This window comes from Flavobacterium cerinum (assembly GCF_004028155.1).
Taxonomy (GTDB): Bacteria; Bacteroidota; Bacteroidia; order Flavobacteriales; family Flavobacteriaceae; genus Flavobacterium; species Flavobacterium cerinum.
In genome coordinates, this window is the sequence record NZ_SBII01000007.1 from 106,000 (window position 1) to 123,123 (window position 17,124).

Genomic DNA, 17,124 nt, shown 5'->3' on the forward strand with positions numbered 1-17,124 from the left:
TTAATTTTTTTGTTTGTAGGCCGCTAGGGTCTTATATTTTTCTGTTTTATAAACTTTTTCGATCATCGAGAATACTTTGTTCCTAAAAGCAAAGCCTAATATTCCGGCACCTGCCACAAAACCATAACCGGCCATTGGGCTTATAAGGTTACCCAGCAAAAACAACACTATTGGCAATACTAATTTAGGCAGCGTAAGTAAAAGTCCCTGTATATTAAAGGCTTTCTTATCTCCAAAAGCCTGTTTACTGCTTGCAAGATCTATAGGTGTTTTAATATATGCCCCTCCTAAAAGTACCAGGTGAGAGTTAAAACCTATATTATAAACGGCTCCCGCCAAAATAATTAAGTAAGTATCCAGTCCAAAATACAAATAGAATGAAGCTAACAATGCAGATATTGCCGTACCAATAACAACTAACCACCACTTTGCAGATATATATTCTCGGTATTGTATGTTCTGGCTCATCATTAATGAATAATATGCACTATCCCAGCTTGGTACAAACTGACCAAAAGTGAACATGAAGCCGCCTGTTACAAATATAGCTGCAAATATTTTCATGTAAGAATTGTCATACATTTCTATGCTTCCGGTCATAAAAAGCAGTCCGTAAAAAAGGAACATGACACTCATAAATATTGTCATCTTAGAACGTTTGTTTCTTCTGATAAGCTTAATGTCATTTTTAAGAAATGTCCCTAGTGTTCCAAATTTGTTAAGCCATGTATAATCCTGAGTTTCGGCAATTTCATTCTTACCTTTAAGACCGGTGTCCAAATACAGATTTTTATAAAAAAACTGATAGCTTACATACCATAATCCCGCCAGTAATGCAATTGGAATTATAAACATATAATAAGTAGTATATAAACCGTAGTAGAATACCGATGTGTAATTTGTAATATCAAACAAATTATAATATTGCGAAATTCCCATCCCTGCCAGCAGTACTATCAGCACTACAAACATCCAGTCTTTACTGTTCATTAGTACACAAAGGAAATTGTTGCAATAAATAAGTGCCATCATACCCAAATGCCACAATATCACTGTGACTGGATTATAGTCATTAATGAGCAGCATAATAGAAAATGGAATAAAGAAAAAGGCATGTAGTATATTAAAAAATGAAAGGGCCGTTTTACCCAATGCAAAATTTACGATCATGCTCCTTTTAATAGGAAGTGTGAGCAATGGCCTTATATTGATGACCGGTATTTTTTGGAGAAACAATCGCATAAGCAAATCGAACACCATATAATAAAGTGCATATTTGCTTACCACCACCAGTGGATCCTGGGCCATGTTTTCTTTTATAATATAAAAGCTGCCAAAGCCTAAGGCAAGAAATAAAGCTCCAAAATATACAGCCCCAATAATCATGAAAATTTTCATGACTACATTGGCACCAAAGGAAGAAGCCCTTGTGAATGATTTCCATTCGAGACGAATAAATTTCCAGAACATAATATAAAGTGTAATTGGTTTAGTAGTTAGTACGACACAATCTACAAACGTTACACTCTTTTTCCTAAAATTTTAAATTATATTCAGGGTAAGTTGCCATAAGGTGTTCTTCGGCCTTAGAGGGTATTATATAAAGTATGGTGTATTGGTATAATGCAAAAGCAACTAATACGATAGACATAAGCCACATTACTATCGTATTAGGCACTACATCTGTTAATCTAAAAAATATTTGAGCGGGTACATTTAGAAGCATTATCATACCGCCGCATCTTGTTATAATTTCTTCGAGCAGCCATTTCTTTCCGGTTTGCTTTATTTTTTGCTTATGCTTCACCCACATCGTTACAAGCCTATAAATGCTTATAAGTACAATTGCGCCTAAGATTAAAGAATAAGCAATGATGTTAAAGCTCAGTATCTTGTAAACTATTAAGATAAATAGTATTGTTAGTATAATGCGTGGCAGTTTAAAGAACTCTTTAAAATAGCCCCACATTAATTTCTGGTATTTTTTAGTAAGTACTGCCTGTCTTTGTTCCACAATGCCCATAAATCCAAATATTCCAAACTTTTTAAATTCCTGTTCTTTGGCTTTGGCAAAATCAAGGGTGGGATATGTAATCCAGCTTTCTTCTATAGCATTAGCCAGATGGTCTGCAAGTTCGGTCTGCAAATCATAGTATTCTACAAAATGTTTACGGGTAAAAGTGAACAACTCTTCCATTTGTTCTTCAGAAACTTTCTTCGCCATGTTATTCCAATTTATATTTTCTACGAACACTTGCTATAGTTATAAACAATGCTAAAATAATACTGCTGTAAAATGTTATAAATACAAGCCTTATCACTTTACTTTCAATTGATTCTTCAATATTGAAAAGAATTGGTATAAACCAACCTATAACCAACAGTTTATCTACAACAGAATACCTGTTCTTTTTTACCACCCAAAAATAAACCCACGAAACATAGAAACTAACACATACAGCCAGATGGCTCATAAAGAAATAACCATATACCTGATCATAACCAAATTGATTTGCCATTGCAAATACAAAAAAAGCAAAAACAGCAATGGAGATAAGAAATTTAGGATTCGTATAATTATCCCAAAAAGATTTACATGCTCTTGACAAGGCTCCCGATTTAAACTTTTTATTACTGGCAAGCAGTTCTCTTTTATGAGAAGCCATGTACCCAAAAAAGTTTTGTTGAAAAGTACCTTCCATTGCTTCCAGTGCTGTAGCCACATGATCGGTCATTTCATAACGAATATCTATATAATACACCCCTGCATTATAAAGGTAGTCGTCTACAAACTGTATTTGTGCCGGAGATAACTTAGCCATTATAACGAAGTTTATATTGTGCATTTAACTGTCGCACAGTAACAACCATAATCACCGAAACCCATATTACCACCGTATAATAAAGCAGTACCAAATTATCACTGGCTATTTCCCTTTGCCAACTCATCATAAAAATACTTGGGTAAACAGTAATTACATTTACGAAACTAAGACCATGAGTAAAAGAATTAGAGTCTTTTCTCTTTATTAAATTATAAATACCGGAAAAAGATGCCGCACAAACTATTACAGTGATAGCAATAAACAATATCCTTGTAACCGATTCCCTTTCCATAAAAAGGCTTAGTAGAAAAGCATTTAGATAGAGCAGAAAAAACAAGGCCAAAAACCTTATAGTAAACATATTATACAATAGTTTTTTATAAGCATTGACCATTGAAATAAACATAAACTTTTTGTTTATTTTTTGAAGCTCTTTTTTATGGGTAATAATATACCCTTTAAGATTATGCTCAAAAGGGCGGTCTTTTTTGTCACTTTCAAGTGCTGTTGCGATATGATCCGTCATTTCATACCGGATATCAATGTAGCTTACCCCTATTTTTTTAAGGGCTTGGTCTATCAACTGGATCTGATTTGTTGTTATCATACTTAAAATTGTAAATCAGGATTTTGTTTTGGAGTCACAAGGTTTTGCATGTTCCTTATAAATTCTTCAAGTTCCGCAAGACGGTTCACTGTTTCCTTTTGTCCGCTCTCTGTTAGCTTATAATATTTGCGCAGCCTGTTATCTACCTTCTCTACCTCTACATCTAAAAGTCCCTCAGCCTCAAGCTTATGCAATGCTGGATATAGAGCCCCCTCGGTAATATTAAGTTCACCTGCGGTTATCAGTTTCACCTTTTGGGTAATTTCATAGCCATACATCCTGCCATTCTCTTCCAGCAGTTTCATGATAATCGTGTTAAGGCTGCCCTTATACAATTGTGAATTTTTCATATACCAAATGTATACATAATTTTCTTATGCATATACGTTTTATGTATTATTTTACGTTCAGGAATTTTATTTACCTGTATGGAATGTTTATTTTTGCAGGAAATAAAATTACATGTCAACATTTCATTCACTTAAAATAAAAGATATCAGAAGAGAAACGCCACAGGCAGTTTCCATAGCTTTTGATATCCCGGAACACCTGCGTGAAGATTATAACTTTGTTGCAGGCCAATATATTAACCTAAAAACAGAGTTTGAAGGTCAGGAAATAAGAAAAGCATATTCTATCTGCTCTGCACCGGGAAAAAATGAACTTCGCGTAGCAATTAAGGCGGTAAAAAACGGAGGCTTTTCTGTGTTTGCAAACGAAGGTCTTGCCGTAGGCGATACTATGGAAGTAGGAACTCCTGAAGGAAAATTTACTTTTGAACCAAAACCGGACCGTCAAAGAAACTATGCCGCTTTTGCAGCAGGCAGCGGTATTACACCAGTAATGTCTATTATACAATCTGTTTTACAAGGTGAGCCGGAAAGTACTTTTGTGCTGGTTTATGGTAATAAATCGCCCGAAGACACAATTTTTCATCAATTATTGCATGATTTACAGCTAGAATTCGTAGGCCGTTTCTTTGCACATTTTGTATACAGCCAGGCAAAATCTGAAGATTCTATCTTTGGACGTATCGAGCGTTCTACTGTAAACTTTGTAATCAAGAACAAACACAAGGAAAAAGAATTCGAAAAATTCTACCTGTGTGGCCCTGAGGAAATGATCCTTACCGTAAACGATGTGCTTAAAGAGCATAACATTCCGGAAAAGAACATTAAGTTCGAATTGTTCTCTACTCCTATTGCTGAAAAAAAGATCGAAGAAAACCTTGACGGGCAAACTAAGATCACAGTTCTTGTAGACGATGATGAAGTTACCTTCTTAATGTCGCAGCAAATGACTATCCTTGATGCTGCCCTTAAACAAGGTGTAGATGCTCCATACTCATGCCAGGGTGGTATTTGCAGCAGTTGTATGGCACGTATAACTAACGGTACAGCAGTTATGAAGAAAAACGCAATACTTACCGATGGAGAAATTGCCGAAGGACTTATACTTACCTGTCAGGCACACCCTACATCTGCAGAGATCTATGTAGATTATGATGATGTTTAATCTATCTGATATAAATTAAAAAAAGGATGCTTAAAGCATCCTTTTTTATTTATCACTTCTTCTATTTCTACCGAAATGAAGTTATTATTTTTTTAAAACTTCTTCTATCTTTTCAACAACTGTCCTTGAATTTATGCTGCGCATGGCGTCTTCATAACCTTCAACAATTTTGTTACCGTATATAGATGTTGGCAATAACGGATATTGTTCCCTATTTGCTGTAAGTGCATTTTCTGTTGGCTGATTGAAAGGTGAAAAGCCTGCATACGGGTGTGTAGCACCCCAAAGTGTAACCACTTTAATACCCTTCATGGCCGCCATGTGTGCATTACCACTGTCCATACTAAGCATCACATCCAAATGGCTTATAAGATCTAATTCCTGCTGTAACTTTAATTTTCCTGCTGTTACCACAACATTGTCATGACCTTTGGCAAACTGTTCCAGCATCTCGATTTCCTGCTTACCGCCACCAAAAAGCATTAGTCTATAATTGCTGTTTTGAGCTAATAGGTTAATTACTTCCTGCATCAAATCTACCGGATATACTTTACCTGCATGCTGTGCAAAAGGTGCTATACCTATCCATGTTCCTTGTTTTGGCCCGGTTACATTTATAACCTCTGTAGTTAACGGTTTCTTTTCAAGAAAAACCGGCACAGTAAGATCTACAGGAAAACCTAGTTTACCCAGCGTTTGTACGTGCCTTTGTGTAATAGGCATGAGCTGTTTAAAAATCTTATCCTCGGCACGGGTTAATGCTTTTTTTTCTTCGCGAGCCTTATCTGTAGCTGCTGTTGGCTTACCCGATAACGAAAAAAATGTGGTAACTACTTTAGACCGTAGTACATTATGCAAATCGGCTACAGCATCAATATGGTATGCTTTCAGATCTCTATAAAGTCTTAACAGTCCTAAGAAACCTTTATGCCTGCCGTTTACATCGGCACCATAAAAAGTAACTCTTGGAATATCATCAAAAAAAGGCTTGAAAAAAGGACGCGACAATACCGTTACTTTTACTTCGGGGTATTGCAAAACTAAGGCTCTCAATAATGGGACTGTCATGGCGACATCTCCCATTGCCGAAAGCCTTATGATCAATATATTTTTTATTCCTGACATCGATCAGGTGGTTATTTTTTGTTTTGGTACAAAACAGGATTTAGTTCTTCGTCGTTGTACATTTTCATCTGTTTGTACACTTTCATGAACTTATTTCCACTTTCAATATCTGCAATAAGATCATCTATAGCTGTAGAAAGATCCTTTTTCTGTTCTAAAAGTACATTAAGTTTTTCAGTACATTTTGCTCTATGATCCGGAGTAGCATCCTCACGGGTTGCCTCTTCGTTCATATGATAAATTTTAAGTGCAAGTATTGATAACCTGTCTAATGCCCAAGCCGGACTTTCAGAGTTTATCTTAGCACCATCTTTTACTTTTACATCTTTGCATAACTGTAAAAAGTAGCTGTCTATGTACTCCACCATATCTGTACGCACCTGGTTAGAAGCATCAATTCTTCTTTTAAGCGTTAAAGCCTCTACCGGGTCAATTTGAGGATTACGGATAATGTCTTCCAGATGCCATTGTACGGTATCTATCCAGTTTTTTGCATATAGCAGGTGCTCAATCTTATCTTTTGGGAACGGATTGTTAATTGGCTGGTCTACATTATCAAACTGGTGATAATCGTTTATGCTCTGCTCAAATATTGGGAAAGCGATCTTAGAAAACATAGTCTTAATTTTATGTTACAAATATAGTTTTAATACTCTTATCCTGCTAACGCAATTCGTTGCAGGCTTATAACTGTGATATAAAGATAAATCCTGCTATTAGTACAATGAGTCCAAGCAGTACTTCTTTAAACCAATTGTTCTCCTGACTTTCAAAATAGTTCGCCCCCATAATGGCGAGCGGTGCAAAAGTGAAAGCTAGAAAACTATTGTTTTTATCTGTCGAAAGCACATAAATAGTTACTCCTATTAAAAACGAGTAAATTATTTTTTTATGCGATGACTGCAGGTTTAATGGTTTATTGGTAATCGAAAAAATATACGGAAAAGCGAATAATGCTGTTATAGATGAAAATATTGCTAATGCTATATTCTGATAAATGTTCTCAAAATAAGTAAAATCAAAACTTACTTCCATTTCTTCCAGTAAATTCTTGAAGAAACCTTCTCCCATCATTAATCCTGCCATTATATACAATACCGAAACTGCAAAAAAAGCAATAAAAGGTATCAGCCAGTTTCTATAATCACGCGATACGTGAAATACAATCGATATAAACACCAGGCCGATATAAAGAATACTCCAAAAATGGAATATTGCCGCTGCAAATATCCAGAAAGAAGCATCGAATATTTTCTCTTTTGGTGTGATTAACGACTGTAATGAGATAAGCCTTCTTAAGGCCAATAACACAAAAAAGTTTGATATAATGATATTTATGTTGGTCAATATCGTAGGAAACAATACCATAAACACCATAAACAAAAACATCGCATAGGTGTTTGCTTTACTCAGCGTATTGCGTCGTGTAATAAAGTTGGTAAGAAACAATGATCCTCCTAAAAGAAAGAGCAATGCTGTTTTTTGACCTACTAATAAGTAACTTTCTGTCCAGCTTGTGTCCTTTAAATTGTACAAAAAGTAACATAAAACAAGAACACAGCTAATTAAAACATAATTTACAGGCCTTGATTTATTAAAAACACTTGCTAACATGTGAATATTTTATACTTTTGTGACTGTAAATATAATACTTGTTGAAATGAAAACATTTTTTGAAGCTATAGGATACCTTTTTACAGATATCCTTTTTATACCTCTTACTTTTTTACGTAACCTAGAATTACAAAATTGGTGGTTAGCAAACTTAATTACCTGGGTGTTTATCCTTATTTGTTGTGGAGCTACAGTTTACTGGTTAAAACAGCTTACAATATTTAAAAACAATCACGAAGACGATCAAGATACTACGGCTCACTCTTTCTTATCTTAAGTCAAAGCCAATATCTTTTCTATAATACATCTTATCAAAATTTAGTTTATCTATATTTTGGTAAGATTTTTTTATGGCTTCATCGAAGTCCTTCCCATAAGACGTTACCGCAATAACACGGCCTCCACTGGTTACAACATTATTATTGCCGTCTAGTTTAGTACCTGCATGAAAAGCAATAGATCCTTCTACAGCATCAAGGCCAGATATAATCATCCCTTTACCGTAATCTTCAGGATATCCTCCGGATACTACCATAATTGTTGCAGCACTGCGCTCATCAATTTCAAGTGTTACTTTGTCCAGCTCCTGGTTTGCAACAGCTGTAAACAATTCTACAAGGTCTGATTTTAACCTTGGTATTACTACCTCTGTTTCAGGGTCTCCCATTCTTACGTTATATTCAATAACAAACGGATCGTCGCCTACTTTTATAATTCCAATAAATACAAAACCTTTGTATTCTATACCACCGCTATTTAAACCTTCAATAGTTGGTTTAACAATGCGTGTTTCTATTTTTTCCATAAATACAGCATCTGCAAAAGGAACCGGCGATACTGCGCCCATACCTCCTGTATTTAATCCTGTATCACCTTCGCCAATACGTTTGTAATCTTTTGCAGTAGGCAGCAGTTTATAACTTTTACCATCTGTAAGCACAAAACAGCTAAGCTCTATACCATCTAAAAACTCTTCGATAACAACTTTAGTACTTGCCTGTCCGAATTTCTCTCCTACAAGCATGTTACGAAGCTCCTGCTGCGCTTCTGCAAGACTTTCAAGTATTAGTACTCCTTTACCTGCAGCAAGCCCGTCAGCCTTTAAAACATACGGAGGTTGTAGTGTCGTTAAAAACTCACATCCCTGTTCTACTGTTTCTTTTGTAAAACTATCATATGCGGCTGTAGGGATATTATTTTTTATAAGGAACTGCTTAGCAAATTCTTTACTGCCTTCCAGCTGTGCACCATTTTTAGACGGCCCTATTACAGGAATATCTTTAAGTGCTTCGTCTTTTTTGAAATAATCATAGATCCCTTTTACCAATGGGTCTTCCGGTCCTACAACTACCATATTGATATCTTCCTGCTGTACAAAAGCTTTTATAGATTCAAAATCCAGTGGATTGATATTTACATTAGATGCAATACCTGCTGTACCGGCATTTCCCGGTGCAACAAATAATTTATCGCAAGATGGGCTTTGCAGCATTTTCCAAGCTAATGCATGTTCTCTTCCTCCTGAACCAAGTAATAAAATTTTCATAGTGCTAAGTATTTCACGCAAATATTAATAGGCCTTCTCGTCGCCCTGAAAAATATTTACAACAGTTTGTATTATTATTTTAATATCAAGTAAAATAGACCAGTTCTCTATGTAGAACACGTCATACTTAATACGATTTATCATGTCTTCATCGGTGCTTATTTCACCTCTAAACCCTCTCACCTGTGCAAGTCCTGTAATACCCGGCCTTACATATAATCGTACCATATATTTCTTAATCCTGCTGCTGTAAAGGTTATTTTGCGACCATAAGTGCGGCCTTGGTCCTACGACCGACATTTCACCCCTAAGTACATTAAGAAACTGCGGCATTTCGTCTATACTTGTTTTTCGAATAAACTTACCAATCCTTGTTACCCTTGGATCATTTTTAACTACAGACTGCTCTGTGGTTTCGTTTAATTGCATCGACCTGAATTTATAGCAAAAAAACTCTTTTTCATTAATTCCGGGTCTGCTCTGTTTAAAGAATACAGGGCCTTTAGACTCCAGTTTTATAAGCAGGGCAAGCAACGGTGTTAACCATGAAAGTAAAAGTATTACAACCAGTGTTGAGAACACGATATCAAATATTCTTTTACTTACCTGAGCTATTGGCTCATGCAATGCCGTTTTGCGCAAAGACAGTACCGGAAAGAACTCATAATAATCTATCTTTAAATTCTTAGAGAATAAATCTTTAGAATCGGGAATAAATTTTATGGTCTTATTGTTAGCATCTGCAAATTCTACAAGGTCTTTAAGCTGCGTATTGTTTATTTCGTTTAGAGAGCAATAGATCTCATCAATCCCGTTCTTCAGCGCAAAATCCATAATATCAGACACTCTGCCTATCACTTCCGGATTTATTTTTTTATCCGAAAAGAATCCAAAGAAACGGTAACCATAATCAGTACGCTTTTCAAACAATTCTTTTAAACGGATAGCTTGTGTGCTATAACCGATAATTATTGCCGTCCTGAAATTACTTCCTGTTGCTACCCTGTAATGTTTTAAATAATAAAACAACACAAACTTAAATATAATAATCGCCGTAAAGGCCATCATTAAATAATAGGCAATTGCCCATCCGCTAAAAACTGTTGTTTTGGCAAAAGGGAAAAAAGCAATAACTACCAATAAGAAAATAACTCCCTGGGTTATTATTTTAGAGACAATTTTTATGGGAGTAGTATACCTGTAAATTTCATAAAACTCTGAAAAATATGATATGATCAACCAACTCGCCAGCTGGTAAATACCAAAATAAAACTGGTTTACGCCTAACTCCCTAAAAAAATAATAAGGCAGAATTGTGATAACCAATATGTCAAACAATATGCTTATTGGCCTTAAATATTTTGAATACCTGCCTTTACCGGATAAAATCATTTTTAATGTATAAAACCTGAAAAATCTTTATGCTCTTCTTTTAATAATTCTTCTTTCGATAACGATCTAAAATAGTCATACGTTATCTTCATACCATCTGCGCGGTTTACTTTTGGCTCCCAGCCCAGCAATTCTTTTGCTTTTGTAATATCCGGCTGCCTTTGTAACGGGTCGTTTATTGGCAGTGGGTGATATACTACTTTTTGATCTGTACCGGTAAGCTTAATGATCTCTTCGGCAAAATCTTTTATAGTAATCTCATCCGGGTTACCAATGTTTACAGGATATGCATAATCAGAATGCAGTAACCTGAATATACCTTCTACCTGATCGTCTACATAACAAAATGAGCGGGTTTGCATACCGTCACCAAAAATGGTAAGATCTTCGCCTCTTAATGCCTGACCTATAAACGCCGGAATAACTCGACCATCGTTTAATCTCATTTTAGGTCCGTAAGTATTAAATATCCTTACTATTCTGGTTTCTACATCGTGAAATGTATGATAAGCCATTGTTATAGATTCCTGAAAACGCTTTGCCTCGTCATACACTCCTCTTGGACCTATGGTATTTACATTTCCATAGTAATCTTCGGTTTGCGGATGTACTAATGGATCTCCATATACTTCAGATGTAGAAGCAATAAGTATCCTTGCTTTTTTTACCCTTGCCAGTCCCAGAAGGTTATGCGTTCCTAATGATCCTACTTTTAAAGTCTGTATAGGAATTTTAAGATAATCTATCGGACTTGCCGGAGAAGCAAAGTGAAGTATATAATCTAACCTGCCCGGTATGTTTACAAATTTTGTAACGTCATGATGGTAAAACTCAAAGTTTTCGAGTTTAAAAAGGTGTTCAATGTTTTTTAAATCACCTGTTATAAGATTGTCCATCCCAATAACAAAGTAACCTTCTTTTATAAACCTGTCACATAAATGCGAGCCTAAAAACCCTGCTGCGCCTGTTATTAATATTCTTTTCATATTTTTTCTTTTTCAGAAATTTTAGGTACTAACGCGTTAAAAAGGCAATAGAACATTGTAAAAAACACAATGCCTCTTTGTCTCCATAAAAATGACTCCGTCAAAAGTAAGGCTATCATAAGAATTGCAAAAGCAATATGAACAAAATCTTTACCTTTAATGGCGTTTTTAAAATTTAATAACAAAAGTACAATTAATAGCAAAAACCCAAAAACACCTAAATCAGCAAAAGTTTCAATGTACTGATTATGAAAATTTTGAGTATTATAACCTTTGTTTAATCCATCTCCTTGATATACACCGTTTTCTATTCCTTTTTCCTGTATTTTCTTTAGTGATGCATTAAGACCGTATCCTGTAAAAATCATAGGGTCTTCTGTTAGCATTTCTTTAAATATCCTTACCTGATATACTCTAAATGCAGTTCCGTTAAAATAATCATTTTCAGAAAATTCAGGTTTGCTCCAGGCATCTTTTATACTAAGGTTATTTATAACGCCTTCATCTGTTTTTTTAACAACCGTTGTTATATTCGGCTCATACTCTACAACTAGTCTTTCTTTTATTTTTCCAAAATATCCCAATACAGCTATTAGGACTACTAATACTGCACCGCTTACCATTTTTGCTTTTTTAGGCATTGGCGAGTAAAACAGCAGATAGATCACTATTAGTAAAACATCTATAATAATTACTGTTTTAGACGACAAAAGGAATATAAATACAAGCAGATAAGCAATTGTAGCAAAATCCCAAAAAGCTTTTCTTTTAACTGCTAAAAAATAAAACAAGGGAATTGAAAATAGTGCCGATAAGTATATCGCATTTACTGCCGGTGTGGCAAGTTCATGGTAAAAAAACACATCAGGATTATTGGTTTCGCTATACCTTATTATAGCCCTGCCTATGTAGTAAAATCCAAAAAGGCACATTCCTACACTATAATTTTTAAGTATAGCGTTAAGTCCCATTTTTATAAAATGCTTGTTAAAGCAAAATGCCAAAGGAATAAATAGCAATGCGGCCTCTTTACCCAAAGCCTTTAATGTCTCTTTAGAATCTATAGACCATACAAGAGATATTGCCATTAAACCATAAAGCAGCAATGGTAAAAGCAATGCAAAATTAAAAGACATGTTGTCTTTTTTTGCAGAAAGTATTGAATACAACACAAAAAGAATAAGGGCAACGCTATTTGTAGCATAACCCAGAGGTAATGTAACAAGTACTGCAGAGATGAAAAAAACCAATGGTTTTTTACCCAGCGACAGCCCTATTTTTTTTAGCATTGCATTCCTCGAAAAATCGTAAGTAGTCCCCATTAATTTTATTCCAGTTAAAATCGTGTGTTATTGCTTCAAAATTATTTTGAATTATTTGCAAATTATCGCTCTTTACTAATGTAGCAAGTAAGTTTGCAACATCTTGTGCATTAGAGAAATAATATGCATTTTCTTTTAAAACACCTTTATTAAAATCATTATTGTGTGCTGCTATAAGTGCGCTGGATGCCATTGCCTCAAGCAACGATGGATTTGTTCCTCCTACAGAGTGACCATGGAAATAAAGCTTAGAATAATATCTAAGATTATTTAAGTGGTCAATATTATAAAGCCCTCCAATAAATCGTATATGCGGGTAGTCTTTGAATTTTTCTTTTAAATAATTTCCATACTTTGTTTCGTGCTTTCCAACAACCAGAATAGGCGTTGCATCATTGCGTAACACTACTCCTTCTAATACCATGTCTATGTTATTTTCCGGCTCAAAGCGTGCCATTACCATAGTATAGTTATCCTTTTCTACATTATATTCTTTAAGAATACTATCATCGGGATTATTAAATGGATGTGCGCCATATGCTATATAAACAGATTCTTTATTATAGCGGTTTTTAAGCGACGATTTAATTCCCAAAGAATCGGCTACAAGATAATCGCTGCTCACAGCTGCAAGTCTCTCGGCAAATTTTAGGAACTGTCTTACAGGGCGCGAATATTTAGAGCGTTTCCACTCCAGTCCGTCCATGTTTGTAATAAGAATAGGTTTTTTAGGAATTAAAAAACACCATACAGAACTGCTGGTATAACCAAGCTGCAGTATAACATCAAAATCGCGTTTCCTTATATCTTTAATACAATTATAATCGTATATAAATTGGCCAAAGGTTCCCATTTTGTATTCGGGATCATGCTGATGAAGAATGTGTACACCTTTAAACGTTTTTTCCTGATAAGGGTGATTATGAGAGTTATATACATAAACATCATGCCCTTTCTCAACACAATAAGCCGAGAAATATTCGGCGAACTGTTCAAAACCGCCATAATAATTGGGTATACCTCTTGTACCTAATATGGCTATTTTCATTGTCATTTTTTTAAGGGTGCAAATATATTGTTTTTAAACCACTTTTTTGATACCTATTAATTTTCGGTAAAAAGAAGCGACATACCCTCTATATATTTATCGAGAGAAAATTCTACGATTGCACGTTCATATCCTTTTTCACCAAACTGTGTCCTCATTTCTTCATTTTCCATAAGTTGAAGAATTGCGTCGGCAAGTTTTTTTTCATTAGATGCTTCAACCAGTATTCCGGTTGCGTCGTTAACAACAATTTCTTTTAACCCTCCTGCATCAGATGCTATAACCGGTTTTTTAGCAAGCATTGCTTCGAGAGCAACAAGCCCAAACGATTCTGCCTCAGTAGAAGGTACTATGGCAATATCTGTAAGCGCCCAAATGCTTTCTAAATCTCTTGTAAAAGCTATTATCTTAACTTTATCTGTAATACCATTATCTGCAATGAACTGTTCTACATCGCCTAAATAATATTCCTGCCCCGGTACCGGAGAACCTACAAATAAAATTTTTAAAGGGCTTTTAGAAAAATATTGAGCATAGGTGTTGAGCAGCCATTTGTGGCCTTTTAATCTGCTAATTCTACCTACAAGGGTAATAATTATATCACTTTCGGTAAAGCCAAGATCTGTTCTTTTTAGCTTTATCTCATTGTTAATCTTATTATCTGCAGGAGCAAGACCATTATGTACTACCACACATTTATTTTCTAATGATGGTATTCTTGTAATTAAATTATTTTTTGTTGCCTCTGAATTACAAACTACAACATCAGAGAATTTTTTAAGTAAACGAGGGAAAATTGCCGCGATAGGTTTGGGATGCACTATTATTTCGTGCACATGCCAAATGTGTTTTATTTTTCGCTTGTGGGCATAGATCATTCCCAGCAAAACGGCTAGCGTATTAGAGTACACAAGATCGAACTTGTGTTCTTTATGCAGTGTGTCTAATTCTTTTATTGATGTTTTTATTTCCCTAAAAAACTGAAGCATGTTTTTTGGGGTGAATATTTTTCTATAAAGCTTAAGTACCGGAGCAACAACAACCTTTATACCCTCCTTTTCCAATTCTGCCTTTAAAGGTCCCGAAAACGGAAGTACAACTACTGATGAAAATTTTGTTTTATCTAATGCAGTCAATAACAACAGCAGGGTTTTATCAGACCCATATAATTCTGCCGATTGATGTATTACCAATATATTTTTCATGAAGTAATTTTATTTTCGGCTCTTACTAAGTTTTCGCGATAACGTATTAAGAATCCAATAATTATAGATTTACTATCTACTGTAAAGTATAATCCCATAAAAACCCAATAAGAAATTATAAGAAAAATACCAGTTCCAACCAGCATATAATTAATATTCTGAATTGTAGGATTATCAGACCTTTTGTTTTTAAACAAGAGCGAAATAGAATATATTAAAATTATAACACCTAAAAGACCCGATTTTAAGAAAATGGTCATAAAACCATTGTGCAAAAAGGGTATATATCGCATAAAGCTTGTTTGCAGCCAAACCTTTTTCTTAAGATCTATTGAAGATCCCATTCCTTCACCCACTAAGACAGCTTTAGGGCCTTTACCAGTTACCTGCCTAACGGTATATATGTTTTCATAGGATCTGTAATTATCATTAAAGTCGTTAGAATTTTCCCGGCTCACGTGGGTTTTAAAAGGTTCTATAGGTGCATTTTTAATTTTAAATAAAAATGCCTCAATACCGCTTGCATGAATATTCGGGTTATAGGAATAGATGATCGAATACCCTACAATCATAAATAAAAATGTAGACGATAATACAATTACAGATCGCCTGTTAATTACAAAATATCCTTTAAGAGCCATGAATAATATACCAAACTGGATGAAATTGGTTCTTGACAAATAGAAAATAGTAGAAAGAGCCAGTATTGTAGATCCAATTATTATTTTTTTTCTGGAAATATTTAATCCTAACTGCCTGTGAAAAAACAAGATTATAACCGAATATACCTCAAAGTCACTAAAGTATCCTGAATTCTCTCTCAGCTGGTGCATATTTTGAATACTCTTTGTACCCAAACTGTAACCTACTAATAACAAATGGACTAATCCCAAAATTATACCTGCATTCGCTAATATAATTAATGGGTTTTTTATATAATCTTTACAAAGCTGGTATCCTATTAAAAGTCCTAATATTGGTTTTACGAGATAAGCTACATCACGCATAAAATCGTAAGGCTTAACATCTTCAAAAGCTCCAACAACTAAGGCTATTACAAATATTGCTGCAAAGCAGGCTATGTATTTTGCTATTGTTAAGGAATATTTATTGCTAATGGTTATTAAAGCTGTGAGCGTCCAAATACCAAAGGTGGCCTCATATATATTGAAGTAAGGAACGGCAACACAGGCTATGAACAATAATTGATATAAAGATTCTTTTTTGAGTACGGTAGCCATTATACTAAAGTTTTTAAAATTTTAGCCGGAACCCCGCCTATTACAGAATGATCAGGAAACACACCATTTACTACAGCACCTGCTGCAACAACACAATGGTTACCTACTTTACTACCGTCTAAAAAAGTAACTTTTGCTCCTACCCATACATCATTACCTATTTGTATCCCTTTTGAGGATACTCCTTGCTCTCTTATCAATTTTGTGGTATCATTAAAATTATGGTTCTCAGAATGGAAACTTACATAAGATCCCATTATTACATCGTCGCCTATCACTATGCCTCCCGCTGCGCCAAATTCGGTAAATTGACCTACAGCAGAATTATTACCCATTTTTAAACCTACTCCATATTTAGATAAATGGCTGGTACAGCTTACAAGAGAATAAGCTCCTATTCTGCTACCGTGGCCAATAGACAGTTTTTCTAAAGCATAGCCATCTATTATTGTGTTCTTTTCGATTGTTACATTGTAACCAAAAATAATATTTTTCTTATTGCTGATAGAACATCCTCTTCCAAGATATACTTTTTTACGCAGCGTTAAAATACCCCTTGTAAGCATCATTATCCTTCTATAGAGCGTTTGCCAAATTAATCCATCCGGAATATTTGCATCTATAGAATAGGTTTTCCCTGATTTATAAAGTAGCTTTTGGAATATGTTTTTTATCATCAAAAAATGGGTATAGCGTTC

General features: G+C 34.8%; 18 protein-coding genes. 2 read left to right on the plus strand and 16 right to left on the minus strand.

Annotation, left to right across the window (positions count from 1 at the left end):
* From EPI11_RS10890 to EPI11_RS10910, 5 genes are all read right to left on the minus strand, one after another.
* A complete protein-coding gene (locus EPI11_RS10890; RefSeq protein WP_128389998.1) occupies positions 1 to 1,470 on the minus strand; it encodes a DUF5687 family protein in 1,470 nt (489 codons plus the stop codon).
* A 64-nt stretch (positions 1,471 to 1,534) separates the two neighbouring features.
* Positions 1,535 to 2,224 carry a hypothetical protein gene (locus EPI11_RS10895; RefSeq protein ID WP_128389999.1) on the minus strand — a complete coding sequence of 230 codons (690 nt, stop codon included), beginning with the start codon at positions 2,222 to 2,224 and terminating at the stop codon, positions 1,535 to 1,537.
* A gap of 1 nt (position 2,225) precedes the next feature.
* Positions 2,226 to 2,822, minus strand: a complete 597-nt coding sequence (locus EPI11_RS10900) for a hypothetical protein (protein ID WP_128390000.1) — start codon at positions 2,820 to 2,822, stop codon at positions 2,226 to 2,228.
* Entirely contained in the window at positions 2,815 to 3,432 is a 618-nt protein-coding gene (locus EPI11_RS10905; protein ID WP_128390001.1) for a hypothetical protein, read from the minus strand. The genes EPI11_RS10900 and EPI11_RS10905 overlap by 8 nt, the downstream gene beginning before the upstream one ends.
* Before the next feature lie 2 nt (positions 3,433 to 3,434).
* Complete coding sequence (locus EPI11_RS10910) at positions 3,435 to 3,782, minus strand: PadR family transcriptional regulator (RefSeq protein ID WP_128390002.1); 348 nt, start codon at positions 3,780 to 3,782, stop codon at positions 3,435 to 3,437.
* 112 nt (positions 3,783 to 3,894) lie between these two features.
* Between EPI11_RS10910 and EPI11_RS10915 the strand changes: the two genes are divergently transcribed.
* Entirely contained in the window at positions 3,895 to 4,947 is a 1,053-nt protein-coding gene (locus EPI11_RS10915) for a ferredoxin--NADP reductase (RefSeq protein WP_128390003.1), read from the plus strand.
* Between the two features lie 84 nt (positions 4,948 to 5,031).
* Here EPI11_RS10915 and EPI11_RS10920 read toward each other — a convergent pair whose 3' ends face one another.
* The 3 genes from EPI11_RS10920 to EPI11_RS10930 form a co-directional block, all read right to left on the minus strand.
* Positions 5,032 to 6,072, minus strand: coding sequence for a glycosyltransferase family 9 protein (locus EPI11_RS10920; RefSeq protein ID WP_128390004.1), 1,041 nt, complete (start codon positions 6,070 to 6,072; stop codon positions 5,032 to 5,034).
* A gap of 11 nt (positions 6,073 to 6,083) precedes the next feature.
* Positions 6,084 to 6,689, minus strand: a complete 606-nt coding sequence (locus EPI11_RS10925; protein ID WP_128390005.1) for a DUF4254 domain-containing protein — start codon at positions 6,687 to 6,689, stop codon at positions 6,084 to 6,086.
* A gap of 67 nt (positions 6,690 to 6,756) precedes the next feature.
* Positions 6,757 to 7,686, minus strand: a complete 930-nt coding sequence (locus tag EPI11_RS10930; RefSeq protein ID WP_128390006.1) for a DUF6427 family protein — start codon at positions 7,684 to 7,686, stop codon at positions 6,757 to 6,759.
* Positions 7,687 to 7,732: 46 nt separating this feature from the next.
* On the opposite strand from EPI11_RS10930, the gene EPI11_RS10935 reads away from it, so the two are divergent.
* A complete protein-coding gene (locus tag EPI11_RS10935; RefSeq protein WP_128390007.1) occupies positions 7,733 to 7,963 on the plus strand; it encodes a DUF6341 family protein in 231 nt (76 codons plus the stop codon).
* On the opposite strand, the gene purD is transcribed toward EPI11_RS10935, so the two are convergent.
* The 8 genes from purD to EPI11_RS10975 are packed head-to-tail and all read right to left on the minus strand — an operon-like array spanning position 7,955 to position 17,103.
* A complete protein-coding gene (purD, locus tag EPI11_RS10940; RefSeq protein WP_128390008.1) occupies positions 7,955 to 9,232 on the minus strand; it encodes a phosphoribosylamine--glycine ligase in 1,278 nt (425 codons plus the stop codon). The two genes, EPI11_RS10935 and purD, sit on opposite strands and share 9 nt — an antisense overlap.
* Before the next feature lie 24 nt (positions 9,233 to 9,256).
* A complete protein-coding gene (locus EPI11_RS10945) occupies positions 9,257 to 10,624 on the minus strand; it encodes an undecaprenyl-phosphate glucose phosphotransferase (RefSeq protein WP_128390009.1) in 1,368 nt (455 codons plus the stop codon).
* A gap of 2 nt (positions 10,625 to 10,626) precedes the next feature.
* Complete coding sequence (locus tag EPI11_RS10950; protein WP_128390010.1) at positions 10,627 to 11,610, minus strand: UDP-glucuronic acid decarboxylase family protein; 984 nt, start codon at positions 11,608 to 11,610, stop codon at positions 10,627 to 10,629.
* Positions 11,607 to 12,932: an O-antigen ligase family protein gene (locus tag EPI11_RS10955; RefSeq protein ID WP_128390011.1), complete on the minus strand. Its 1,326-nt coding sequence runs from the start codon at positions 12,930 to 12,932 to the stop codon at positions 11,607 to 11,609. Before EPI11_RS10955 ends, EPI11_RS10950 begins: the two co-directional genes overlap by 4 nt.
* Entirely contained in the window at positions 12,868 to 13,980 is a 1,113-nt protein-coding gene (locus EPI11_RS10960) for a DUF1972 domain-containing protein (RefSeq protein WP_128390012.1), read from the minus strand. The genes EPI11_RS10955 and EPI11_RS10960 overlap by 65 nt, the downstream gene beginning before the upstream one ends.
* 56 nt (positions 13,981 to 14,036) lie before the next feature.
* Entirely contained in the window at positions 14,037 to 15,185 is a 1,149-nt protein-coding gene (locus EPI11_RS10965; protein WP_128390013.1) for a glycosyltransferase family 4 protein, read from the minus strand.
* The gene (locus EPI11_RS10970; protein ID WP_128390014.1) at positions 15,182 to 16,426 is read right to left on the minus strand and encodes a hypothetical protein; all 1,245 of its coding nucleotides are present in this window, start codon (positions 16,424 to 16,426) and stop codon (positions 15,182 to 15,184) included. Before EPI11_RS10970 ends, EPI11_RS10965 begins: the two co-directional genes overlap by 4 nt.
* Positions 16,426 to 17,103, minus strand: coding sequence for an acyltransferase (locus tag EPI11_RS10975; RefSeq protein WP_128390015.1), 678 nt, complete (start codon positions 17,101 to 17,103; stop codon positions 16,426 to 16,428). Before EPI11_RS10975 ends, EPI11_RS10970 begins: the two co-directional genes overlap by 1 nt.
* Positions 17,104 to 17,124 lie beyond the last annotated feature (21 nt).

Excerpts from the sequence above, each read along its gene's own strand:
- EPI11_RS10925 (WP_128390005.1), bottom strand. The coding sequence starts at position 6,689 with ATGTTTTCTAAGATCGCTTTCCCAATATTTGAGCAGAGCATAAACGAT.
- EPI11_RS10930 (WP_128390006.1), bottom strand. The coding sequence starts at position 7,686 with ATGTTAGCAAGTGTTTTTAATAAATCAAGGCCTGTAAATTATGTTTTA.
- EPI11_RS10975 (WP_128390015.1), bottom strand. The coding sequence starts at position 17,103 with ATGATAAAAAACATATTCCAAAAGCTACTTTATAAATCAGGGAAAACC.
- EPI11_RS10945 (WP_128390009.1), bottom strand. The coding sequence starts at position 10,624 with ATGATTTTATCCGGTAAAGGCAGGTATTCAAAATATTTAAGGCCAATA.
- EPI11_RS10960 (WP_128390012.1), bottom strand. The coding sequence starts at position 13,980 with ATGAAAATAGCCATATTAGGTACAAGAGGTATACCCAATTATTATGGC.
- EPI11_RS10965 (WP_128390013.1), bottom strand. The coding sequence starts at position 15,185 with ATGAAAAATATATTGGTAATACATCAATCGGCAGAATTATATGGGTCT.
- EPI11_RS10955 (WP_128390011.1), bottom strand. The coding sequence starts at position 12,932 with ATGGGGACTACTTACGATTTTTCGAGGAATGCAATGCTAAAAAAAATA.
- EPI11_RS10950 (WP_128390010.1), bottom strand. The coding sequence starts at position 11,610 with ATGAAAAGAATATTAATAACAGGCGCAGCAGGGTTTTTAGGCTCGCAT.
- EPI11_RS10910 (WP_128390002.1), bottom strand. The coding sequence starts at position 3,782 with ATGAAAAATTCACAATTGTATAAGGGCAGCCTTAACACGATTATCATG.
- EPI11_RS10920 (WP_128390004.1), bottom strand. The coding sequence starts at position 6,072 with ATGTCAGGAATAAAAAATATATTGATCATAAGGCTTTCGGCAATGGGA.
- EPI11_RS10900 (WP_128390000.1), bottom strand. The coding sequence starts at position 2,822 with ATGGCTAAGTTATCTCCGGCACAAATACAGTTTGTAGACGACTACCTT.
- EPI11_RS10895 (WP_128389999.1), bottom strand. The coding sequence starts at position 2,224 with ATGGCGAAGAAAGTTTCTGAAGAACAAATGGAAGAGTTGTTCACTTTT.
- EPI11_RS10935 (WP_128390007.1), top strand. The coding sequence starts at position 7,733 with ATGAAAACATTTTTTGAAGCTATAGGATACCTTTTTACAGATATCCTT.
- EPI11_RS10890 (WP_128389998.1), bottom strand. The coding sequence starts at position 1,470 with ATGTTCTGGAAATTTATTCGTCTCGAATGGAAATCATTCACAAGGGCT.
- EPI11_RS10970 (WP_128390014.1), bottom strand. The coding sequence starts at position 16,426 with ATGGCTACCGTACTCAAAAAAGAATCTTTATATCAATTATTGTTCATA.
- EPI11_RS10905 (WP_128390001.1), bottom strand. The coding sequence starts at position 3,432 with ATGATAACAACAAATCAGATCCAGTTGATAGACCAAGCCCTTAAAAAA.
- purD (WP_128390008.1), bottom strand. The coding sequence starts at position 9,232 with ATGAAAATTTTATTACTTGGTTCAGGAGGAAGAGAACATGCATTAGCT.
- EPI11_RS10915 (WP_128390003.1), top strand. The coding sequence starts at position 3,895 with ATGTCAACATTTCATTCACTTAAAATAAAAGATATCAGAAGAGAAACG.